General features: G+C 62.5%; 19 protein-coding genes and 1 pseudogene. 14 read left to right on the plus strand and 6 right to left on the minus strand.

Annotated elements, in window-relative coordinates:
* Positions 1-42: 42 nt before the first annotated feature.
* The 4 genes from AB3X99_RS20575 to AB3X99_RS20590 are packed head-to-tail and all read left to right on the plus strand — an operon-like array spanning position 43 to position 4,286.
* Positions 43-1,581, plus strand: a complete 1,539-nt coding sequence (locus AB3X99_RS20575) for a sugar ABC transporter ATP-binding protein (RefSeq protein WP_368617999.1) — start codon at positions 43-45, stop codon at positions 1,579-1,581.
* A complete protein-coding gene (locus AB3X99_RS20580) occupies positions 1,578-2,582 on the plus strand; it encodes an ABC transporter permease (protein WP_069261908.1) in 1,005 nt (334 codons plus the stop codon). The genes AB3X99_RS20575 and AB3X99_RS20580 overlap by 4 nt, the downstream gene beginning before the upstream one ends.
* A 58-nt stretch (positions 2,583-2,640) precedes the next feature.
* Positions 2,641-3,669, plus strand: a complete 1,029-nt coding sequence (locus AB3X99_RS20585; protein ID WP_083245029.1) for a dihydroxyacetone kinase subunit DhaK — start codon at positions 2,641-2,643, stop codon at positions 3,667-3,669.
* Complete coding sequence (locus tag AB3X99_RS20590) at positions 3,666-4,286, plus strand: DAK2 domain-containing protein (protein WP_368617966.1); 621 nt, start codon at positions 3,666-3,668, stop codon at positions 4,284-4,286. Before AB3X99_RS20585 ends, AB3X99_RS20590 begins: the two co-directional genes overlap by 4 nt.
* A 10-nt stretch (positions 4,287-4,296) precedes the next feature.
* Here the strand turns inward: AB3X99_RS20590 and chrA are convergent, their stop codons facing one another.
* Positions 4,297-5,520: a chromate efflux transporter gene (gene chrA, locus AB3X99_RS20595; protein WP_368617967.1), complete on the minus strand. Its 1,224-nt coding sequence runs from the start codon at positions 5,518-5,520 to the stop codon at positions 4,297-4,299.
* Positions 5,521-5,791: 271 nt separating this feature from the next.
* Here chrA and bfr point away from each other — a divergent pair, with 271 nt between their 5' ends.
* The 3 genes from bfr to AB3X99_RS20610 all read left to right on the plus strand — a co-directional run bounded on the left by bfr (position 5,792) and on the right by AB3X99_RS20610 (position 10,893).
* Positions 5,792-6,268 carry a bacterioferritin gene (gene bfr / locus AB3X99_RS20600; protein ID WP_368606499.1) on the plus strand — a complete coding sequence of 159 codons (477 nt, stop codon included), beginning with the start codon at positions 5,792-5,794 and terminating at the stop codon, positions 6,266-6,268.
* A gap of 793 nt (positions 6,269-7,061) precedes the next feature.
* Positions 7,062-8,807, plus strand: a complete 1,746-nt coding sequence (locus AB3X99_RS20605; RefSeq protein WP_368617968.1) for a methyl-accepting chemotaxis protein — start codon at positions 7,062-7,064, stop codon at positions 8,805-8,807.
* Between the two features lie 334 nt (positions 8,808-9,141).
* Positions 9,142-10,893 carry a thiamine pyrophosphate-binding protein gene (locus tag AB3X99_RS20610; RefSeq protein WP_368617969.1) on the plus strand — a complete coding sequence of 584 codons (1,752 nt, stop codon included), beginning with the start codon at positions 9,142-9,144 and terminating at the stop codon, positions 10,891-10,893.
* A gap of 85 nt (positions 10,894-10,978) precedes the next feature.
* On the opposite strand, the gene AB3X99_RS20615 is transcribed toward AB3X99_RS20610, so the two are convergent.
* Entirely contained in the window at positions 10,979-11,377 is a 399-nt protein-coding gene (locus AB3X99_RS20615; protein WP_368618000.1) for a nuclear transport factor 2 family protein, read from the minus strand.
* Between the two features lie 81 nt (positions 11,378-11,458).
* Here AB3X99_RS20615 and AB3X99_RS20620 point away from each other — a divergent pair, with 81 nt between their 5' ends.
* Positions 11,459-12,418: a LysR substrate-binding domain-containing protein gene (locus AB3X99_RS20620; RefSeq protein WP_368617970.1), complete on the plus strand. Its 960-nt coding sequence runs from the start codon at positions 11,459-11,461 to the stop codon at positions 12,416-12,418.
* Between the two features lie 37 nt (positions 12,419-12,455).
* On the opposite strand, the gene AB3X99_RS20625 is transcribed toward AB3X99_RS20620, so the two are convergent.
* The gene (locus tag AB3X99_RS20625) at positions 12,456-14,162 is read right to left on the minus strand and encodes a phage integrase family protein (RefSeq protein ID WP_368617971.1); all 1,707 of its coding nucleotides are present in this window, start codon (positions 14,160-14,162) and stop codon (positions 12,456-12,458) included.
* A 120-nt stretch (positions 14,163-14,282) separates the two neighbouring features.
* Here AB3X99_RS20625 and AB3X99_RS20630 point away from each other — a divergent pair, with 120 nt between their 5' ends.
* Positions 14,283-14,666, plus strand: coding sequence for a hypothetical protein (locus AB3X99_RS20630; protein ID WP_368617972.1), 384 nt, complete (start codon positions 14,283-14,285; stop codon positions 14,664-14,666).
* Here the strand turns inward: AB3X99_RS20630 and AB3X99_RS20635 are convergent.
* Positions 14,655-15,257, minus strand: coding sequence for a phosphatase PAP2 family protein (locus tag AB3X99_RS20635; RefSeq protein ID WP_368617973.1), 603 nt, complete (start codon positions 15,255-15,257; stop codon positions 14,655-14,657). The two genes, AB3X99_RS20630 and AB3X99_RS20635, sit on opposite strands and share 12 nt — an antisense overlap.
* 316 nt (positions 15,258-15,573) lie before the next feature.
* Here AB3X99_RS20635 and bktB point away from each other — a divergent pair, with 316 nt between their 5' ends.
* Together bktB and AB3X99_RS20645 are read left to right on the plus strand one after the other, a co-directional pair.
* On the plus strand, positions 15,574-16,761 hold the full coding sequence (bktB, locus tag AB3X99_RS20640; RefSeq protein WP_368617974.1) for a beta-ketothiolase BktB: 1,188 nt from the start codon (positions 15,574-15,576) through the stop codon (positions 16,759-16,761).
* A gap of 34 nt (positions 16,762-16,795) precedes the next feature.
* On the plus strand, positions 16,796-17,647 hold the full coding sequence (locus AB3X99_RS20645) for a 3-hydroxybutyryl-CoA dehydrogenase (protein WP_368617975.1): 852 nt from the start codon (positions 16,796-16,798) through the stop codon (positions 17,645-17,647).
* Between the two features lie 565 nt (positions 17,648-18,212).
* Here the strand turns inward: AB3X99_RS20645 and AB3X99_RS20650 are convergent.
* The gene (locus AB3X99_RS20650; protein WP_342946133.1) at positions 18,213-18,356 is read right to left on the minus strand and encodes a hypothetical protein; all 144 of its coding nucleotides are present in this window, start codon (positions 18,354-18,356) and stop codon (positions 18,213-18,215) included.
* A gap of 14 nt (positions 18,357-18,370) precedes the next feature.
* On the opposite strand from AB3X99_RS20650, the gene AB3X99_RS20655 reads away from it, so the two are divergent.
* Entirely contained in the window at positions 18,371-18,550 is a 180-nt protein-coding gene (locus tag AB3X99_RS20655; RefSeq protein WP_368617976.1) for a hypothetical protein, read from the plus strand.
* Between the two features lie 293 nt (positions 18,551-18,843).
* On the opposite strand, the pseudogene AB3X99_RS20660 reads toward AB3X99_RS20655, so the two are convergent.
* Positions 18,844-19,194, minus strand: a pseudogene (locus tag AB3X99_RS20660) (IS6 family transposase); the annotation flags it as partial.
* 599 nt (positions 19,195-19,793) lie between these two features.
* On the opposite strand from AB3X99_RS20660, the gene AB3X99_RS20665 reads away from it, so the two are divergent.
* Positions 19,794-21,239 (plus strand): DUF1254 domain-containing protein, encoded by a 1,446-nt coding sequence (locus tag AB3X99_RS20665; RefSeq protein WP_368617977.1) that lies wholly within the window; start codon positions 19,794-19,796, stop codon positions 21,237-21,239.
* Between the two features lie 106 nt (positions 21,240-21,345).
* Positions 21,346-22,854: a DUF1254 domain-containing protein gene (locus AB3X99_RS20670; RefSeq protein WP_368606490.1), complete on the plus strand. Its 1,509-nt coding sequence runs from the start codon at positions 21,346-21,348 to the stop codon at positions 22,852-22,854.
* Positions 22,855-22,882 lie beyond the last annotated feature (28 nt).

Consider the following 22,882-nt stretch of genomic DNA (forward strand, 5'->3'; position numbering starts at 1 on the left):
GGCGCCAGGGATGAACGGATGAAACGCGAATCAGGTTCGGCAATGGACGTATCGCAGCAGGAGAACACCGGCGCAGGCAGCGAGAGGGGCGCGTCGCCGCTGTTGCGCATGAACGGCATCGTGAAGAGCTTTCCCGGCGTGAAGGCGCTGCGAGGCGTGAGCCTCGAGCTGCATGCGGGGCACGTGATGGCGATCGTCGGCGAGAATGGCGCGGGCAAGTCGTCGCTCATCAAGACGCTCTCCGGGGCTTACGAGCCGGACGAAGGCACGATCGAGATCGACGGCGTACGACTCGCGCGCGGCACCCAGGCCGCGATCGACGCGGGCGTGGCCGTGATCTATCAGGAGCTTTCGCTCGTCAACGACATGACGGTGGCCGAAAACCTCTTTCTTGGCCGCATGCCGCGGCGCTATGGCCTCGTCGATCATCGCAGCGCCAACGCCATGGCGCGCGAGGCGCTGTCCCAGGTCGGGCTGGAAGGCGTGCCACCCGCCATGCGCCTCGGTGATCTGCCGCTCAACAAGCGCCAACTCGTGGAGGTCGCCAAGGCGCTCGCGCGCGACGCCCGCATACTCGTGATGGACGAGCCCACGGCCGCGCTCCAGCATCACGACATCGAGCATCTCTACGCCGTCGTGCGGCGACTGCGGGCGGCGGGCATGGGCATCATCTTCATTTCGCACCATCTCGAAGAAGTGTTCGAACTGGCCGATTCGGCCGTGGTGATGCGCGACGGCGCGACGGTCGGCGCGCGGCCCATGCCGGAGTGGAACGAACCGGCGCTCGTTCAGGCAATGGTCGCGCGCAATCTCGACTCGTTCTATCCGTGGGAGGCGCGGCCCTATGGCGACGTCGTGCTGGAAGCGCACAACGTGGCGAGCGAGCCCGTGCTGCGCGACGCGAGTTTCAGCGTTCGCGCGGGCGAGATCGTGGGCATCGGTGGCATTGCGGGCGCGGGGCGCACCGAGCTTTTGAAGACGCTTTGCGGCGCGCTCCCGCTTACCCGTGGCGAACTGCGGCTGCGCGGGCGCAGGCTCGCGCTGCGCTCGCCCGCGCAAGGCATGCGCGCGGGCATTGTCTACACCGCCGAGGACCGCAAGCTCGAAGGGCTCGTGCTCGACGCGAGCATCGAAGAAAACGTCGCGCTTTCGAGCCTGCGGGCGCTGGTGCGCGGCGGCTTCGTGAGCGCGGCGAGAAAGCGCCGCCTCGCGCGCGAGGCGGTCGAGCGCTTCGCGGTGCGCGCGCCTTCGGTCACGTCGCTCACCGGCAACCTTTCGGGCGGCAATCAGCAGAAGGTGATTCTCGGGCGCGCGAGCGCGACCTCGCCGGCTGTGATCCTGCTCGACGAGCCCACGCGCGGCATCGACGTCGGCGCGAAGACCGAGATCTATGCACATATCGTCGCGATGGCGCGCGCGGGCGCGGCCGTCGTGCTCGTGAGCTCCGAACTGCCCGAACTGCTCGGCATGTCGGACCGCGTGCTCGTGATGTATCGCGGCAGCATCGTCGGCGAAGTCGCGCGTGAGCACGCGAGCTCGGAGACGATCATTCAATGGGCTACCACCGGAGTTGCAGCATGACGTCCACCACGGTTCGACCGCGTGAAGAAACACCAACCCTGCAACAGCGCGTGCTGCGCCAGCTGCGCAGCGGCCTCGGGCCGCTCATTGCGGCGCTCGTGCTGATCTGTATCGCGCTCTCGCTGGCGTCGCCCGAATTTCTCACCACGAGCACGCTCACCAACATCATGGTGCAGGTGTCCGTGGTCGGCATCGCGGCAGTGGGCGGCACGTTTGTGATCATCACCTCGGGCATCGACCTTTCCGTGGGCTCGCTCGTCGCGCTGAGCGGCATGGTGGCCGCGACTGTCATGGCCGGCGCGAGCCCGGACGCGGTCGGGCTCGGCGTAGCAGGGCTCGTGATCGCGCTCGTCACCGGCGCGGCGGTGGGCGCGCTCAACGGCTTTGGCATTGCGTGGCTGCGGCTCGTGCCGTTCATCGTCACGCTCGCGATGATGGCAATGGGGCGCGGCCTTACGCTCGCGATTTCGGATGGGCGCACGAAATTCGACTTTCCCACCGTGTTTACCGCGTTCGGCGCGAAGACGTTTGCGGGCCTGCCCGCGCCGATGCTCGTGATGCTGGCCGTATTCGTCATTGGCCACGTGTTGCTGCGCAAGACCGAATTCGGCCACCAGGTGTTCGCCGTGGGGGGCAACAAGGAAGCGGCGCGGCTCGCGGGCATTCCGGTGAGCCGCGTGATCTTTCTTACCTACATGTTAGCGGGCGTGACCGCTGCCATCGCGGGCATCGTCCTCGCGGGGCGGCTCAATTCGGCGTTGCCGTCGGCGGCCAACGGGCTCGAGCTGCAGGTGATCGCAGGCGTCGTGATCGGCGGCACCTCGCTCGCGGGCGGGCGCGGCTCGATCGTCGGCACGTTCATTGGCGTGGTGCTGATCGGCGTGATCAATGTCGGGCTCTCGCTGCTCGGCGTCAATCCGTTCTGGACGCAGTTCATCCAGGGCGGCGTGATTCTCGCGGCCGTCTTGCTCGACGCGCTGAGCCAACGGCGCAAGCTTTGAACGGAGAAGTCAACGTGAGCGGTGGTGCGAACGCCACCCATTACTGGAGACGCGACACGTGAAAAAGATCATTAATCATCCTGATCAATTTGTCGACGAGATGATCGACGCCTTGCTGCTCGCCCATCCGGGCTGGCTCAAGCCGGTCACGGCCGACCGCCGTGCGCTCGTGCGTGCCGACGCGCCGAACGCGGGCAAGGTCGGCATCGTGACGGGCGGCGGCTCTGGGCACCTGCCGGGCTTTCTCGGCTACGTGGGCAAGGGGCTCGCGAGCGGCGTGGCAGTGGGCAACGTGTTTTCGTCGCCATCGTCGGAGCAGATCTACGAGGCGACCAAGGCGGTGCACGGCGGCGCGGGCGTGCTCTACCTGTACGGCAACTACGGCGGCGACGTCCTCAACTTCGATCTCGCCGCGGACCTGGCCGACGCGGACGGCATCGAGACGCGCACCGTGCTCGTTGCCGACGATGTCGCTTCCGCGCCGCCCGAGCGGGCTTCTGATCGCCGCGGCGTAGCGGGCATGGTGTTCGGCTTCAAGTGCGCGGGCGCGGCGGCCGAACGCGGCGACACGCTCGACGAAGTCGCGCGCATTGCCGCGAAGGCGAACGGCGCGACGCGCACGATGGGCGTGGGCCTTTCGCCGACGATCCTGCCGGCGGCAGGCAAGCCCACCTTCACGCTGCCCGATGGCGAAATGGAGATCGGCATCGGCATTCATGGCGAGCCGGGCACGCACCGCGGCAAACTGGAGAGCGCGAATGCCATCGCCGAACGGCTTGCGGGCGCGATAATCGGCGACTTGCAGGCCAAGGCGGGGGCGAGCGTGGCGCTGCTCGTCAACGGGCTCGGCGCGACGCCGCTCGAAGAACTGTATCTGCTGTACCGGCGCGCCGCGCAGGCCGTTGCCGCCGCCGGGCTGCGCGTGGCGCGTGCTTATGTAGGCGAGTACGTGACGAGCCTCGAAATGGCGGGCGCCTCGATCTCCGTGATGCAACTCGACGAGGAACTCGACACGCTGCTCGATGCGCCGGTGCGCTCGCCGTTCTGGCGCGAAGGCTGGCGCGTGGACGAGGGAGGTGCGCGATGAGTCTTTCGGTCAGCGAAGTCCGGGCGCGGCTCATCGATGCGTTGAACGCGATGCCCGCCAGCGCGGAGGAACTGCGCGAACTCGACGCCGCGCTCGGCGACGGCGACCTGGGCGTCACCGTGAAGGCGGGCTCGCTCGCGGCAGCCGATGCCATTGCGAAGCTGCCGCCCGACGCCGCGCTGGGCGACGTGCTGATCGCCACGGGCAAGGCGTTTTCGACGGCGAACCCTTCGACGTTCGGTGCGCTCGTGGGCGGCGGGCTGCTCGCTGCGGCGAAGACCGTGACGGGCAGCCATGCAGCCGGCCGGGCCGAAGCGCTCGCGATGGGTCGCGCGGTGGCCGCGCGCATAGCCGAGCGGGGCAAGTCGCAGCTCGGCGACAAGACGGTGCTCGATGCACTCGTGCCGAGTCTCGATACGCTCGAAGCGTTCGAATTGGGCGCCGACGAGCGCACGCTCCTCGACGCGATGATCGACACGGCGGAGCGACAGGTGCTCGCCACGGCCGCGTTGCAGTCGAAGAAGGGACGCGCGGCGTGGGTGCAGGAACGCAGTATCGGTCACGCCGATCCCGGCGCAACGGCCTGGCTCAGGTTTCTTCAAGCCTGGCGAGGGTGAGCTTCGCCACTCAACGAACAAGCATCTCGGCCACGCCGGCCGCCGCCAAAAACACGACGACAACGAGCGGCGGCACCTTCCAGCGCGTGAGCAAAAAGAAACCGATGACCGCGACCGCAAAGTCGATCCGTGACTGGACGGCGCTCGTCCACACCGGCGAATAGAGCGCCATGGCGAGCAGCCCGACCACGGCTGCATTCACGCCCGCCAGCATGGCCGCCATGGAGGGATGGGCGCGAAGCGCTTGCCAATAAGGCAGCGCGGCGAGCACGAGAAGCAGGCCTGGTAAAAAGATGCCTGCTAGTGCCACGAAGGCGCCGAGCGCATGACTGGATGGGCCGCTCATGATCCATCCAAGGAAAGCCGCGAACGTGAAGAGCGGACCGGGCACCGCTTGGGCGGCTCCATAGCCGGCAAGAAAGTCGTTCGGCGAAACCCATCCCGTCGCCACGGTCTCACGCTGCAGCAACGGCAGCACCACGTGACCGCCGCCGAACACGAGGGCGCCCGAGCGGTAGAAGGCGTCGAACACGCGGACGGTATGCGTCGTGTCGAATTCGGCAAGCGCCGGAAGCCCGAAAAGCAGGGCGCAAAAGAGGACGAGCGCGACCAGACCGGCGGTACGCGACACGCGAAACTCCTGCGTGTGCTGACGCGTGCCGGCGATGGTTTCCGAAGTCGTGGACCGGCACAGCACGATACCGAGCGCCGCGCCGAGCACGATGACGATCAACTGTGCATACGCCGTCGTCACGACAGCGAGAAGCACGACCGCAATGAGTGCAATGCCGGCGCGTCGGTGGTCGGGGCACAGGCGGCGCGCCATGTCCCATACGGCTTGCGCGACGACGGCAACGGCGACGAGTTTCAGTCCGTGAATCAGCCCGTTCCCCACGGGGCCGCCGAGTTCAGGCGCGACGATGGCAAAGGCGATCAGGAGTGCAACGGATGGCAACGTGAAGCCGCACCAGGCTGCCAGGCCGCCTCGCCAGCCGGCGCGCAGCAGACCGATCGAAAATCCGGTCTGACTACTGGCGGGACCGGGGAGAAACTGGCAGAGACCGAGCAGATCCGTGAAGGTTGCGTCGTCGAGCCAGCGACGCCGCTCGACGAACTCGCGACGGAAGTAGCCGATATGGGCGATGGGACCGCCAAAGGACGTCAGGCCCAGCTTCAGAAAGACTCGCAGGACTTCAAGCGCGGAGCCTGCACGGTCCGGCTCTGACGTCGACATATCTGTTTCCATGGAACTCAGTCGTAACGAATACAAACATAGATCGATTTTGCGGCGATCATACCCGATCCGCTGGCACGATCGCAGGCCGGGACTTTCACAGCGTTGATCCGGTGGTTCGCAAACAACACGGTTTAAAGCGTCATTCCTCTGCGTAAATCGAGCCGGTAAAACGCTGAATTCTTCTCGTCGATGCTCTCGTTCGTGCGCTGCGCGCGTCAACTGTCTATGCTCGTTGTAATTGTGCCGACACAGCGCCCCGGAGGGAGTCATGCAAGCAGATCCAAAAGTCATCGAATATCTCAATGCGGAACTGAAGAACGAGCTGACGGCGATCAATCAGTACTTTTTGCACGCACGACTTTACGGACACTGGGGTCTCGCAGGACTCGGCAAACACGAATACGACGAGTCGATCGAGGAGATGAAGCACGCGGACAAACTGATCGAGCGGATACTCATGCTCGATGGCCTGCCCAATCTGCAGGACCTTGGCAAACTTCTGATCGGCGAGGACGTTCGCGAAGTGCTCGAGTGCGATCTCAAGCTCGAACGCACTGCGCAGGCGCAGTGCAAGGAAGCCATTGCTTACTGCGAATCCGTTCGGGACTTTGTCTCAAGGGAAATTTTCGTCGAGATCCTGGACGACACCGAGGATCACATCGACTGGCTGGAAATACAGCTCGGGTTGATCGACAAGATCGGCCTGGAAAACTATCAGCAATCGGCGATGGGCTCGGTCAGCTGATACGCGACCCGGCGTGGAGCATGCCGGGAAAAAGCGTGGATGCCGCTTGCGGGGCACCCACGCACCTCTGCTTCAGGAAACCAGTGGTCGACAACGTTTAGTCGTTGTACTTCGTGAGGGCATCGAGTCGTTGCCACCTGCGTCGCTCGTTGCCGTGACGCTCTTGCCCGTCGAATCGATCAGCGTGACGTTCGCACCTGCTAGCGCGTCGCCACTGCTACGGTGCCGCCGATGCTCGAAGGAGTGGCCGTCGAGGTGGACGTTGTCGACTCGCTGCTGCCACCGACCCCGCACGCCGCGAGAGTTCTCCTGGAGAAACGAGCACCTGGAATGCCGGCAGCCGGACGGCAAGAAGAATGGCGCATGCAGCGTCAATACCCAAACCCTGGAAAACGTCTTAAGGATAAATGTTTCGGCAATTGCATCGGGCAATAATGAAAGATTTGTGTAATGAAATCGATGGCAAGTCTATGACAGCTGTGTTGCTGGAAACGTTTTCGGACTCCCAGGACGCGCCCGTAAGGACCGTGCAGCGATGTAATAAAAATCTCGCCGGCAGATGAACAATTTGTATGAAGAAATAAATAATGCCGCCGATAACCCAGATATGTCCCGTGCTGCTTCCGGTGTTCGTGTGGCGGTGCACCGGTGTCAGGCGTCACGGACGCCAGGCGTTTGCGCTTGTTCGTTGAGTCGAAACACGATTGCCGGACTTTTCGACGTTGATACCGCGTCGAGCTGGGCACGAACTCGCTTAAGCATTCTGGTTCTTTCATTCTCACCAAAGTGAATCATGAATTTCAGCAACATGAAGCTCGGCACCAAACTGATCAGCGCTTTCATCCTGGTTTCGGCGATCAGCGCTGCGGTTAGCGGGATCGGTCTGCGCAACATGGCGCAAATCAGCGCAAATGCAGACAAGACGTATCGAGAGGATCTTGTTGGACTGAACCTGATCCAGCAGGCTAACGCGGACGTACTGCGAGTCGGAACTTATCTGCGCAATGCGGTTCTGGCCACAACGGCCGAGCAGCGGGCTGGCTCGCTGGACCAGGCCGACAAGGCACTGGCCCAGGCGCGTGATCACCTGAACCAGGCAGAACCGCTCGTCTATACCGACAAGGGGAAGGCGACCTTCGGCGAGCTTGATCAGGGCTGGCAGGACTACATCCAGGCCTTCAACGAAATGAAAGGCAAGATCAATTCTGCCGCGTTACAGGACCGGGATGGCCTGACTGAATACATGCTGGGTGAGTATCACAACAAGGGTTTCAGGACGCTCGTCCTGATGGGCAATCTGGTTACCCTGAAACAGGGCGACGCGCAAAGGACGGCGGAATCCAACGACGCCGTGTACGGCGAAGGCCGCAATCTGATGCTTGTCCTCGTGGCGATGTCCGTCTCGATCGGCCTCGGTATCGGCATCTGGATGATGCGTAGCGTCACCCGGCAACTGGGTACCGAGCCTGCAACCGCCGCCGCCGTGGCCAGAAGCGTGGCCGCGGGTGACCTGAACGTGAGCATCGACCTGCGCGCCGGCGACACAAACAGCCTCATGGCATCGCTGAAGTCCATGTGCGAGGCCCTGATGCGGGTCGTCTCGGAGGTGCGCGAAAACGCTGAAGGTGTCGCGACTGCGAGCGCGCAGATCGCACAAGGCAATCTCGAGCTGTCGAGCCGCACCGAAGAACAGGCCGCGTCGCTCGAGGAAACCGCGTCGAGCATGGAGCAACTGACCGCGGCGGTCCGCCACAACACGGACAATGCAACGCAGGCTGCCACGCTCGCGGGTACAGCCTCGGGTGTGGCGCAGCGCGGCGGCGAGATCGTTGGTCGCGTCGTCGAGACGATGCGCGACATCTCGACGAGTTCGACGCGAATGTCCGAGATTATCGGTGTCATCGAGGGCATCGCCTTTCAGACCAACATCCTCGCACTGAATGCAGCAGTCGAGGCGGCGCGCGCTGGAGAGCAGGGGCGCGGCTTCGCCGTCGTAGCGGGCGAGGTTCGCACGCTCGCGCAGCGCAGTGCGACTGCCGCGAAGGAAATCAAGGAACTGATTTCCGACTCTGTTCACCGGGTGGAAGCAGGCTCGAGGCTCGTCGAAGAAGCAGGCGGCGCAATCAAGGAAGTCGTGCAATCGGTGAAGCGCGTGACGGACGTCGTGGGCGAAATCTCGTCGGCATCGAGCGAGCAAAGCACCGGTATCGAGCAGGTGAATCAGGCGGTCAACCAGATGGACCAGGTCACGCAGCAGAACGCCGCGCTCGTGGAGGAGGCTTCGGCAGCCGCGCAGACGATGGCGCAGCAGGCGGAGAGCCTACGCAAAGCGGTGGCCTTTTTCAGGTTCAATGGCAACGGAACGACTTCATCTCCGGCGACGAAGCTGCAGAAGGCCTCGCAAACCGTCTCCCGGAACCGCCTCACGTCCCCTCCGGCAACAACGAGAAAGGTCGCCGTGATGGCAGAGCCGTCCGGGGGCGGGAGTAAGGTTCTGGCTGCCACCGCTGCCGGCACGTCGGACTGGCAGACATTCTGAACCGGGCTGCGAGGTTTGGGCGGCGATTCAGAACAGAGCGCAGGCAGGTCGAGTGGACGCAGAGCCACGATGACGCTCGCCGTATGTTGCCGCAGCCGGCGACGAGGAACTCCCGGATGGAGACACGCGGGCCGCGTTACGAGCGGGCCCGTTGAAGTAGCGCGAGACACGACTGCAGCACCATGTGCAGTGTGTCAAAGGCCATCTTGCTGTCTCCAGGCATCGGTTGTCGCCGGCTTCGGTGCATTTCAAATCCGCAAAGCCGTGCATTACCCCGGGATGGAGAGCGGCAGGATCCGAATGTTGACTTCTGTCCGGATCGCAATCAAAGACCATGAGATCTTCCGCTTCCCCCAACGTATCGAAGGTAGTTGTGAAGTCGCTCGAGTCCGCGGGAATAGGCCACGTGTTTCTGGTCCCCGGAAAGCTGATTTACCCGCTTCTGGCTGCGATTGATGATTCACCATCCATTCGCGGCATCGTTGGCGCTCATGAGACGGGCAGCGCTTTCATGGCCGATGGCTATGCGCGCGCTAGCCGCAAATTCGGCGTTTGCGCAGGAATTTCCGGTCCCGGTACCATGAACTTCGTGCCCGGCATGGCAGCCGCGCAGGCAGACCGGATTCCGATGCTCTATATTGCGGGAGCGATTTCGTCGACAGCGGAGGGTAAAGGGGCGTTCCAGGATGCGACATCAGGCGGCATCTATGAAAGTAGCGTGGTCAGAGGTCTGATGACGGACGTGGTCGAGCTGAAGAACAAGGATAATGTTCAGGCGGAGCTACGTCGTGCGACGGACGGGCTGAACTGGATGCGTCGGGCGCGGTCATTCATCAGTATCCCTGTTGACGTTCAAAAGCAGGACGTCCCTCCCGGTCCGCAGGTAGCACGGCGACCCTACGCCCAGCACGAATTCAATCTGGGTGAAGCGCCCCCTGACCGTACCGCGCTGGATGCCCTGTGCCGCCTCTATCTGCTCCAGTCGAAGAAAGTCGCGTTTCTGATTGGTAGTCGCGGGAATGACGCGGAAACTGCAAGGGCGCTTCTTGAGGTTGCCGAGAAATTTCACGTTCCGGTCGCGACGACGCTGGCAGGCAAGGGTGCCTTTCCCGAGGGACACGAACTCGCGCTGGGCATCTACGGGTTCTCAAGCCATTCGCGCGCCGCACGTGTGATCAATTCGGACGAGCTTGACGCGCTCGTTGTATTTGGCAGCGATCTGAACCAGCGCGACAGCATGAACTGGAGCAGGAAGCTGACCGAGGGGAAGGATCTGCTTGTCTTCGATGATGGCTTTGATCAGCCGCCGATGGGGCACATTGCCCAGCGCAGCATTTTCTCGGGAATCGGGGCTAGCTTCCGGTTGCTTGCCCGGATCAACACGGGCGCCAGCGACGATTTCCAGAAAGTGCTCGAAAGAAGGAGGGCATGGATCGCCGGGGTCAGCCAGACTCCCCTGTACGACGGCCAATTCGAGGATTTTTCCGCGCAGCAGACCTCCAGCGGTAATGAATCGCTTTATCCTGGCGCCGTCATCAAGCGCCTGTGCAAACTGTTGCCCACCAACAGCAACGTCGTGGTGGACTCCGGTGCCCATCGTATATTCATGGCCCACTACTGGCTGTCGTCGGGTATGGGCAACTACTTTTCGTCCAACGCTCTCGCGCCGATGGGCTGGGCTATTGCAGCCGGAATTGGCGTCAAGCTTGCGTCCCCCGAACGCCCTTGCGTCGTAGTCACAGGCGACGGATGCATGATGATGCACGGAACGGAGATTCAGACGGCAGCTCGCTACGGCGTCAAAGTGATCTACGTCGTCCTGAACAACTCTGCGCACGGTGCAATTCACATCGATGCGATGAGGGGCGGTCTGATTTCGGAGCAGTTCACCAGACTGCCCCGTCATAGCTGGACCGCGTTTGCATCGTCGTTTGGTGTGGCGGCACGCGTGGTTAGCGGAATCGACGAGCTGGACGATGTTCTTGGTGAAGCAAGTCGATATGACGGCCCGTTCCTGATTGAAGTCATGACAGGGGTCTTTCCCGCGCCGAACCGGTACTATTCGGAAGCGGGGGCCTGTTCCTGAACAACTTCAACTGGGCGAACAACAACGAGTCGGCCATCGGCGCATCATCCAACTATTGCATCGCGCGGCAGAGCTTCCGCCGCTGCTACGCGTATTTGTCGCCTACCGTGTTGCGAATGGGATGCGTGTCGTAGACGATGATCATCTGCTCGATGCGACCGCTTTGGTCGAATTCGAATACATCCACACACTCGAATTTCACTGCAGAGCCGTCTTTCAGCCCCCAGTCGTAGACGAAATAACCCGTCGCACGTCGCGCTCCCGTTGTGCTGACGCAGATGTCAATGGGGCTGATCCGGCTTGCTCCCGACGCGGCATTGACCTTCGCAAAGAACGGCGCGGGACGCATCCAGCCGAGAAAAGGCGAGAATATCCGCGCGTCTGGCGTGAACAGGGCGCAGATTGCAGCGATGTCGCCCCGCTCCAGGTCGCTCAGGTAGGTGCGAATCTGCCGAGTGTATAGTGCTTCCTGTGATGAACCCACAATCATTCTCCGAGCGTATCTTGACAGGTCTGCCCGCACGAAGGAGCGCGGGTATGACGCAGCCACGATAACGACGCAGCGATGACCGAACAATCGAATAATTCGCAACCCGGGTATGCGGATCGTGCATATCCTCTGGCTGACCTCACGCGCGCGTTACCGCCACTGTCCGCGTACCAGGCATTCGTCGCAGCGGCGGAACTTGGCAGCATCAGCAAGGCCGCGAACCACCTGTGCCGAACGCAGGGGGCAGTGAGTCGTCAGGTCCGGCAACTGGAAGACCACTATCGATGTGCGCTGTTCGTGCGCCATGTGTCAGGGCTGACGCTGACAGCAGAAGGCAATGCTCTGCTGACGGTGGCGATCAATCTGCTCACGCTACTGGTTCGACACGCAGACGTTCACGCTCAATCCGCGGCGGTTCTCACCTTGCGGTTACCGTCCACGTTTGCGATTCGCTGGTTGCTGCCACGGCTGTCGGCGATCAATCTCGCGCTGCCCCGCACAGAGTTGCGCATCTACACATCGGCGGACGATACGCCGGATTTCACTACGCCCGATGTCGACGCCGTGGTCGTGCGCGGAGCCGGACATTGGGCGGGGATGGACGCGATACCGTTGTTTGAGGAGCGCTTGACGCCGATGTGCACGAGCGAGCTGGCCACATCGCTGAAATCCGTTGCGGATCTCGCCAAAGTCAAATTGCTTCATCCGGGACACGGTCATGGAGAGTGGCGATGCTGGTTCGATCATGTTGGCGCGCCCCAGAGCGACGCCGATGGCGGGCTCGTGTTCGATACCCTCGAATTAACGCTCACCGCCGCGGCACAGGGGCATGGCGTCGCAATCGGCGACCCTCGCATGGCGAAGGAGCGCCTTGAGGCGGGGGCACTCGTTATGCCGTTCAGCGAGGTCGTGCAAAATGGACTGGGCTATTTCCTCGTCTTTCCCTCGCAACGCGCCGCACAGGCCAGGATTCGCGCACTCGCCGACGTCTTGACCCGGCTCGCGCAAGAAGACCCGACTAAGCCGGCCCAATAAGCGGCTGCCAGGTCGCCTATTTCTGCTGAACGTGGATTCATTTCGCTTTGCCAAATGCGTCCGCGATTTGCCGCGCGCGCTTGACCTCGTCGCTGTGCAGATAGATCGAGGTCGTCGAAACGGAAGCATGCCGCAGGTTGTCGCGCACCGTGGTGAGTTCGGCGCCGCGCCCGAGCGCGTGGGTGGCGTGCGTGTGGCGCATCCAGTGCGGACTCGCGCGGCGCAGCTTTTCCGCGAGCGGCGCATGATCGGCCTCGATGGCTTTGGCGGCCAGCAGGAAGAAGCGCCGCAGCACCCCCCACAGACGCACGCTGCTGATCGCGGCGTCGCTGTCGGCCTCGAGACTGCCGATGACCGGCGTCGCCGGATTCCAGCGCACGGACACGACCGGCAGGTCACGTTCGGCCAGATAGTGCGCGAGCGCCTCCCACGCGAGCGGCGGCAAGGCGACGCGCGCAAGCTTGTTTCCCTTGCCCGTCACGCGCAGCCAGTGATCGCCGCGTGCATCTGTTTCGACGTGGCCGAGCGTGGCTCCAACCAGTTCGCTCGCGCGCAGGCCGGTCGCATAGCCGAAATCGAGCAGGAAGCGCAGCCGCTGAGCCGCCGGCGCTGACCAGCCGTACGACCACTCGAGGCCGTCTGCGATCGTGCGCACGAGCGCCCATTCCCCTTCGCTGAATGCGTGTGATGTATCGAGTGCTTGCGCGCCGCTCGCGCCGCGCACTTTCACGCCGGAAAACGGATTGGCGAGCACGTAGCGCTGCTCGATGAGCCAGCGGAACAGCGCGCCGAGGATAGATAGCGCATGCGCGACCGAGCGCGCCGAGAGGCTGCCGTTGAACGGCCGCCAGTCCGGCGACGTGCGTGCCCGCACGGGGCCGACCCAGCGTCCGCGCGGAGAGGGATGGCGCAGGAACGCGCGGTAGGCGATGGCGTCTTCGGTCGAGAGCGACGAGAGCGCGCGGCCCCGCTCGACGATCGCCCAGAGGATCAGCCGTTCGGCTTCCTTCCGGTAGGTACGCTGCGTGGCGGGCGACTCGTGCAGCGCGAGCCAGGTCTGGATCGCTTCATAGTCGTTCGACGCATCCAGCGTGCAGGTCGCGCGGGGTGCACGGAAAGTGCCTTCGGAGCCGTCGACTTCGTGCGGCAGTTTGAGTGACTCCCACGGTGCGATGTCGCCGCGCTGGCTCGCCACGATGAGCGCGCGCGCCTTTTCCGTGAGTGCTGGCCAGGCCGCAAAGAACGCCTCGATCGCGCGGGCGCTCGCCACACCGAGTCCCGGCACGGCCTTCCACCACTGGCGGCGGCGCGGGATACGCACAGTGAGGTCGGCTAGCGTAGTGATGCCGTGCGCGTACAGCACCCGCACGGCGCGCGGCGTGAACCACTGCGCGATGTCGTCAGCAATCTGGGGTTCGGGCGGGCGGGCGTTGCGCAGGCTGTCGATTGCCTGCGCAACAGCCTTGGCGTGCCGCTCGCGTTCCTCCACGGGATGTTCGAACAGCGCCACCAGATCGCCGCGATGCGCCGCGCGCGCGAGGGCGACGAGCCTGCGCCGGATGCGTCCGAGCACGCCACGCGCCGATTTCCCGTCGCCGAGCGCCGAGGGGAGATAACGCTCGACGGCGGGCCGCACGGCGAGGCCTGCATACCACGCGCGCAGCACGGCGAGTTCGTCGGCGTCGGGGAATCCGGGCGGCTCGGTGGAAGCGGGTGCGGCAAGGGGTGTGTGACGCGTTTTCATCTGACGAAGTTTAGCGTAGAAATAAGCCTCTAGTGATAAGAAGGATTATCTTTCTAGTTGGATATACACTCCGTCTGACCATCTTCACGTTTCTTTCACGCTGGCCAGGCCGGCATAAGCGTGGCGACGCTCGTTGCCGGCACGCCGTTCACGGCGGCCGATATCCAGGCGGCGGCATTGTCCGAATCGCAGCGCAATGCGCTGACTCCCGATCGGATCATCGAAATGATGAAAGCCGGCGACGAGCGGTTTCGTACCGGCAAAATGAAAAAGCAGGACTTCCTCGCGCAGAAGAGAGCGAGCGCCAGCGGCCAGTATCCTGCAGCAATCGCCCTCAGTTGTATCGACTCGCGCGTGCCGGCCGAGATCATTCTGGATATGGGAATTGCTGTCGCGCGATCGAATATTCAAGGTGCGATAGCCGCTATCCGCCGCGGGAGTCCGATCCTCTCCGATCTGGAAAACAAAGGAAACGCGAAGATGGTGGGCTCACTACGGCCGTAACCATCGCAAGCCAATCGGGACAGCGAGAACCTTCCTGTAAAGCGCGATCAACGCGCCGGTCGCCGCCACGCCCGCGAGGCGCCATAACGGGCTGCCAATCATGCAGGCCAGCCACGCGACGATCGCCGCGCCGATCATGTCGAATGGCCAGTGCACGCCGACGAAGATGCGAGCCCAGGCAACGGCGATATCGACGAACAAGGCAAGCAAGCCGATTCCCCGCTTTCCGCCGTACAGGAAGGTGAACGAAACTGCGGAAAGCAACGTCACATGGTCGCTAGGAAACGAAGAATCGGGAGCATGGGCGAGAAACGTATGGCCCGTTGCGCTGGCGAAAGGGCGGGGGTGATACCACGCCAGACCGATCAACTGGTTGATGCCGAGAGCCAGCAAGCCGGCAAAGCAGGCGCGCACCGCCAACGCGCGGCGTTCGTCCGAGCCCGTCAGCCATAGCGCCACCAGCATGGCCGGGACCACCAGGATCGCATAGTCCGCGATCAGCGTGCCCGCGGTAATGAGCCAATGCGGCGTCGCGGGTGTGGCATTGAGTGCGATAAAAAACGTTCGGTTCAGTGTTTCGACTGCGTCCATGGGGGCCCTCTGTTTTCACGCCCGTTCTTGCGTTAAAACTTGAAGGGGGTTCCGGTTGTCAAAGGCGATTCTACGCATCGGCCCCTTAACAAAACCTTAACAGGGGCGACCGCGTTCCACGGTCCGGCCGCCGTGGACGGCATGACATGGCCAGTTTTGTCAGTATGTCGGCCGGTTTGATCAGTCTGTCAGGCGCCGGTTGGCGCTAGGATTGCCACGGCGTGCCTTGGGTACTTCCTGAACAGGTCGGGACCAGAGGTAGAAACAGGCTGCGTCGGCGCTTCACAGGCGGCAGACAGATAACTGAGGAATCCATATGAATAGGGAAGTCGTGGTGGTGGGCGGTGTGCGGACCGCGATCGGCAAATTCGGCGGCAGCCTGAAAGATGTGCCGCCAACCGAACTCGGTTCAATCGTCGTGCGCGAACTGCTCGCACGAAGCCGCGTCGAGGCAAAGGACGTGGGGCATGTGGTGTTCGGCAACGTGATCGCCACCGAGCCGCGGGATTTCTACCTGTCTCGCGTCGCCGCGATCAATGCCGGCATTCCCGAATCGACGCCTGCGGTCAACGTCAACCGGCTGTGTGGTTCCGGCCTGCAGGCGATCGTTTCCGCCGCGCAAACCATTCTGCTCGGCGATGCTGACGTGGCGATCGGCGCTGGCGCCGAGAACATGAGCCGCGCGCCGTATATCACGACCGAGGCGCGCTTCGGCGCACGTATGGGCGACGCACGCCTCATCGACATGATGCTGGGCGCGCTCAATGATCCTTTTCACACTGTGCCGATGGGCGTGACCGCCGAGAATGTCGCGGGCCGTTACGGCATCACGCGCGAGCAACAGGACAATCTTGCGCTCGAGTCGCATCGCCGCGCAGCGCGAGCGATCGCCGAGGGCCGCTTCGCCAGCCAGATCGTGCCGGTCAAGCGCACGGTGAAAGGGCGCGAGACCGTCTTCGACACCGACGAACATTTGCGCCACGACGCCACGATCGACGACTTCGCGAAGCTCAAGCCCGTATTCGCGAAAGAGAACGGTACGGTCACGGCGGGCAACGCCTCCGGCATCAACGACGCAGGCGCAGCCATGCTGCTGATGTCGCGCGAAGCGGCCGAGGCGCGCGGCCTCGCGCCGATGGCAAAACTCGTGGCATATGCACATGCGGGCGTCGATCCGCTTTACATGGGCATCGGGCCGGTGCCGGCTACGCGTCTTGCGTTGCAGCGCGCGGGGCTGTCCGTCGCGGACCTCGATGTGATCGAATCGAACGAGGCCTTTGCCGCCCAGGCATGCGCGGTCACGCAGGAGCTGGGTCTGGACCCGGAAAAGGTGAACCCCAATGGCTCGGGTATTTCGCTCGGCCATCCCATTGGCGCGACCGGCGCACTGATCGCCGTGAAGGCGCTGCACGAACTCAAGCGCATTGGTGGCCGCTACGCGCTCGTCACGATGTGCATTGGCGGCGGGCAGGGGATCGCCGCCATTTTCGAAAACGTCCAGTGAGTTGAGTGCGCCTTCGGGCGCACCAAATAAAGCCATGCAAATCGAAACATTGGGAATCGTGGGCGCCGGGACGATGGGTTCCGGCATCGCGCAGGTCGCCGCGCTCGCTGGCGTGCGCGTGATTGTGGTCGACGTCAGCGAAGCCGCGCTCGACAAAGGTCTTACCGCGCTGAAGGGAAGCCTCGATCGGCTCATCGCGAAAGACAAGCTGGACGCGGCGGCGAGCGAGGCCGCGCTTGCCCGCATCGAGACGTGCACCGATTATCAGCGCCTCGGTGCTGCTGGGCTGATCATCGAAGCAGCCACCGAAAACCTCGAACTGAAGCTGCGCATTTTGAAGCAGATTGAAGCAGTCGCGCGTCCCGACGCCATTCTGGCTTCCAATACGTCTTCAATCTCGATCGCCACGCTTGGCGCCGCGCTTGCCGACCCGTCGCGCCTCGTCGGCATGCACTTCTTCAATCCGGTGCCGTTGATGCCGCTCGTCGAAATCATCCGGGGCCTCGAAACCGGAAGCGCCGCAGCGGAGGCGGTCCACGAGTTGACGGTGCGGCTCGGCAAGTCGCCGATCAGCGTGCGCAATTCGCCGGGCTTCGTGGTCAACCGCATTCTCGTGCCGATGATCAACGAGGCTTTCTTCCTGCTCGCGGAAGGCGTCGCGCCAGCCGAGGATATCGATACCGGCATGCGTCTCGGAGCGAATCAGCCGATCGGGCCGCTGGCGCTTGCTGATCTCGTTGGACTCGATGTGGTGCTTTCGGTCATGGACGTTTTTTACCATGACTTCGGCGATTCGAAGTACCGCGCGTGCCCGCTGCTTCGTGAACTGGTGGCCGCAGGACGTCTGGGTCGGAAGACTGGGCGCGGGGTCTATCGTTACGGCTAGAAAGATTGGGCGGAGGTCCGCGGGCGGTAAGCCCGCGGTCGTTGAAGGTGATCGGTGAGATGGGATGGGATGCAACGAGTTTTGTCGTTTGCGAACATTATAATGTCCCGGCCAGATACAGATGTCCGATCTCCGGCTCAATAGAAATGTCCGGTTTTAGAGAGATTTGCTTCTGTCTTTCCCGGGTTCGATCTCCACTCAGTGTTGAAGGATAGCGTCTGAAGCAGCAGGGCGCTTACGTCCATTCAGCGGGCCCTGGCACGCCGCCGGCCAGGTTTTGACTCTGGTTTTGAGGGCTGCACCAGCTTCACGATCACCGCTTCCATGTCCCCTGCGTGAACTCGCGTGGCTTCTTCGTGCCCGGCACGCGTTCGGCCCGGCGCACCTCGATGCCGCGATTCGGGGTGCCCTCAAGAAACGTACTTTTTCGTACGTTAAGACGCCCCGGTCGATTTTCTGACGCGCAGCGGTCGGAATCGCCCCTTGGCGACGCGCCTATTGGCATGCCATACATAGTCGCCGGTCAGGTCGATGTGGTTCCAGCCGAGCGGGGCGACGTGCGAGATCAGGCTTTCGTCGATTTCGCGCTGCTGCCGTAGGGCTGGGCCAGGAACGGATCGTCGCCCGCGTCTTTCGCTGCGATCAATGCTGCGCCGACCTTCGCGTAGAGACGCACCTTGTCATTGACCGCGTTGCCCTCGGCCGCCAACGCTTCTCGTACTTGTGCTTGGCTTTGGTGAAGAACAAGCCGATCAGTCGATCGTGGAGGTTCAGAATTTCATCCGTCAGTGTCGCGGTCGTGTCGAGCAGGATCGCAATCAAGGTGGCGTGACGCCGGTCGGTTTCATATTCCTCAATCTGATAGACGGCGGTCTGTCCGCCTTCACGCGCCAGACGCAGTAGCCGGTCTGATGGACGTTGCGGCCGATGTCCGGCGGCAAGTCGAGTGCGCGGATCGCCTGCAAACGATCGATATGGGCCAGAACGGCCTTTGCGCGCGGCTCCCCCGGTGATTGCCGCAGCCAGGCCAGCTTGCTGATGGGCCGACCAGTCCACGGCAGCAGAAGCTGATCGGGTTCTGTCGCAATAAGGAAGATGGCCGGCGAGAGCGCTGAAATACAGAGGATTGCTTATGCAGAGAGAGAATAGAATTGCTGCGCGGGAGTGAGTGCCTTACGGCCGTCGTTCATCTGACCCCGTCGGGCTCGCAGCAGAAAATCGACGGTGTTGCCTGCCTTATCGACAGCCCGGTAAAGATACTGCCACTCACCCCTGATTCGAATGTAGGTCTCGTCCATCCTCCAGCTCTTGCCGACCGCCCGTTTGCACCGTCGAAACGCCTTCTCCAGGACCGGCAAGAGTTAGAGCGCCCAACGATGAATCGTCGAGTGATCGATCACAATCCCGCGCTCGGCCATCATCTGTTCGAGATGACGCAGGCTCAGCGGATATGCCACGTACTACCGAACGCAGAGTAACGTCACGTCCAGCGGATAATGCAACTGTTTGAGAACTTTTGCTACCGCGGGACTCAGCTCCCGGTTCATCGATCACGCCACGCATTCAGGGCCCGTCGGCATAGCAGACACATGCTGGCTGAAGCACTGGAAGGAACCTGCGGCTTCTTTGTGCCTTAATTCTCGCTGCCTTGTTCAACTGTTTCATTGCCGCCGACTTCCCCGCGTGACGCCGACGGCACGAGAAACGAATTGTTCAGGGACAACTATTGAGTCAATGACTGATGCAAAAATTATAGATGCTTGATATTCTTTTGATGCGTCAAAGCTAAATTCCGCATGGCCGGCAATCTAAAAGTAGTAAAGCATCGAAAATGGGCTATTAGAAAAGGGGGAAATCATCGGTGGACGAAGCCGAGAGGGCAAACAATTGCCACCGAGTTTCTATTGGCCTGAAAAGCTACCCGGCAGTGGCTTACGAGCGAAAGCGCGAGCGACATGCGTGATGCATGTCTACCAATCCGGTCGCACCGAATACGGCCGTCCGCGTCCTCCATATCTTGCAGTCTGGGTTTTCCTGTGACATGAAGAACCGCCTGGAACAAAGAATAAAGAAATGCCTACGCTGAAAACCGCATGATCTGCAGCGCACCGCAGCGTAATTGCTTTTCCTTCCTACAGGAGCCTTTATGCATCGACGCTTGATTGCTGCACTGCTTCTCGCCTGTGCCGGCACGGCGGCCCACGCGAAAGACAACATGGGATACGACTTCGATCGTGGCTATCCCACGCCGCAAACGTCGGAGCGCACGCGTGCCGACGAAGTGCTGCAAACGGCCGTCGTCACCTATCGCTTCTGGTATCCAACGGTATCGGTGGAAGGCATATTTAACGGCACTCGTACGGCTGGCATTCAGGACGGCAAGGAGTGGGGGATCGCGGCCGCGGGCCCAAGGCAAGTGGGCTTCACACTGAACTCGGATACCCCGTACGGCTCAGCGGTGCTGGACTTGTCACAGGGGCCGATCGAGATCGACTTGCCGCCTGGGCCGTACATTGGTCTTGTCAACGACCACAACCAGGGCTGGGTCAAGGACCTCGGCCTTCCTGGTCCTGACGCGGGCAAAGGCGGCAAGCACCTGATCCTGCCGCCGGGATGGAAGGGCACGGTACCCGACGGTTACTACGTTGCCCGTTCTCCGACGCTGAAGAATCTACTTGCTGTTCGCGCATTGCCGGTCGGCGGAGATATTCCGAAGGCAATGGATGCGCTGCGCGCCGTCAAGATCCGGCGCTGGTCCGAAGGCGGCGCCAGCAGCCCGGCGCTTGAGGCCGTGGACACCACGAAACGCGCGATGGACAGTTCGTCGCTTCGCTGGGAAGACAATATTCAGTTTTGGGAAGTCCTCGACAAGATCATTCAGGAAGAGCCGCAGAATCCTGCCTTCCTGCCCATGTATGGACTGCTCGCCCAACTCGGCATCGAGAAGGGTAAGCCATTCAATCCCGACGACAAGCTGAAGGCCGTGCTTGTAAATGCCGCGGGCAAGGGACGCAGCCAGATGCTGGTATCCGCATTCGACAGCGACCGCCCTGACCGGAAAGCCTGGCCCGACCGGCAGTGGGAGTGGGTGGGGCTCGTGCCGGGCAGTGCCCAGTTCGAAACGCCTGGCGGGATCGACCTCGACGCTCGCGATCGTTGGTTTGCCCAGGCCATTGTTACCTCGCCCGCCATGTTCCGGCGCGACCCAGGGGCGGGCTCGCTCTACTGGCTTGGCGCTCGAGACGCTCAAGGCGCGTATCTCGATGGTGGCAAGAACTACACGCTGGTAATTCCGCAGCCTGTGCCGGACAAGCTCTTCTGGTCCGTAACCGCTTACGACGCCGCTACGCGCTCGCAGGTTCAGACCGACCAGGACAATGCCGCGTTGCGCTCGCTGTTCGAGCTGAAGGACGTGGATCAGAGCAAGCCAGTGACACTGTACTTCGGCCCGGCCGCGCCGAAGGGGCACGAGGACCACTGGATCAAGACTGTGCCAGGAAGAGGCTGGTTCGCCTATATCCGGATCTATGGTCCGGAGGCCGCCGCGTTCGACAAGAGCTGGAAGCCCGGCGACTTCGTGCAAGCGAAATGAACAAGCCGGGCGACGGGGTTCTACCTTCGTGACTGATATCTCTCGTGGCAGCGCGTAGCGCGTCGCCAGGTAGTTTGTCGTAACTGGAGATCCAATGCTTCCTGCAATGACACGTTCGTTTTCCCTGTCCATCATCGCGGCCACGCTTGCCGCATGCACGAGCGCAGCACCGCCGGCAAGCTACACGATGACGACTCCGATCCCTGAGCAGATCATCACGCAAGCCACGGTCGACACGCGTATCGGCAAGCTCGAGTACTTCGACGGCGTACCCACGTCGAAAACCGCCGAGAAGGTGTACGACAACCTCGTGTTCATGCGTGGCGTCGAAGCGTTCCTGAACGGCATACCAGGCGCGTCGATGGTGGCAATCCGCCAGGCGTTGCGCGACGCGGGCGCGACCGGCAGTACTATCGGCGTATTCGCGTCGTTGATGGATTCGAAATCGATCTTTCTGACACCGAACTCGGAGACTGTCTACTTCTGGAACTGGATGGACCTGAAACACGGCCCGATGGTGGTCGAAACACCGCCCAACATCCTCGGCGTGGTCGATGATTTCTGGTTCCGCTACGTCACCGACATGGGCAACGCAGGCCCGGACAAGGGGCAAGGCGGCAAGTATCTGTTCGTGCCGCCGGACTATACGGGCAAGCTGCCGTCGAGCGGCTACTACATCGTGAAGTCGCCGACCTTCGGCAACCTGCTGTTCGGGCGCGCGTTCATGAGGAACGGCGACCCGAAACCAGGCGCGGCGAGCCTGAAGGCAGGGTTGCGTGTTTATCCGCTCGCGCAGGCCGCGAATCCGCCCGCCACGCGGTTCATCGACCTGTCGGGCAAGACCATGAACACGGTCCATGCGAACAACATCGAGTTCTACGATGAGATCAACCAGATCGTTCAGGAAGAGCCGGCCGGTGCCTATGGACCCGACATGACGGGACTGTTTGCCTCGATCGGCATGGTGAAGGGCAAGCCGTTTGCGCCCGACGCACACACGAAGGCCATCCTGACCGATGCCGTTGCAGTGGGCAATGCCACCGCCCGCACGATTGACTTCGCGAACCGCAATCCTGCCGCACTGATTTATCCAGACGGGCACTGGACAACGCCGTTCATCGGCGGCAGTTACGAATGGCTGAACCAGGGCGCGCGCAATTTTGACGCACGCACGATGTTTTTCTACGCCGCAACCATCGACACCCCCGCGATGGCGGTGGCCATGCCCGGCATCGGCTCGCAATACGCGGCGGCGAACGTCGACGCGGCCGGCAAGCCGTTCGACGGCGCGAAGCACTACGTGCTGCGCGTGCCGCCCAATGTGCCCGTGAAGGACTTCTGGTCGGTGGTGATCTACGACACGCAGACGCGCTCGATGCTGCAGACCGACCAGCGGTTTCCGAGCCTGTCGAGCGAAAAGCAGAGTCTGCAAAAGAACGCCGACGGTTCCGTCGATCTGTTTTTTGGTCCGAGTGCGCCGGTGGGCCACGAATCGAACTGGGTGCAGACGATTCCTGGCAAGTCGTGGTTCACGATCTTCCGCCTGTACGGGCCGCTGCAGCCGTGGTTCGACCGTAGCTGGCGCTTGCCCGACATTGCGCAGGCAAACACCTAGCCGCGGGAAGCCATTACACGATCACGTT

It is taken from the genome of Paraburkholderia sp. BR10882 (genome assembly GCF_040948855.1).
In the GTDB taxonomy this organism is placed as follows: Bacteria; Pseudomonadota; Gammaproteobacteria; order Burkholderiales; family Burkholderiaceae; genus Paraburkholderia; species Paraburkholderia nodosa_A.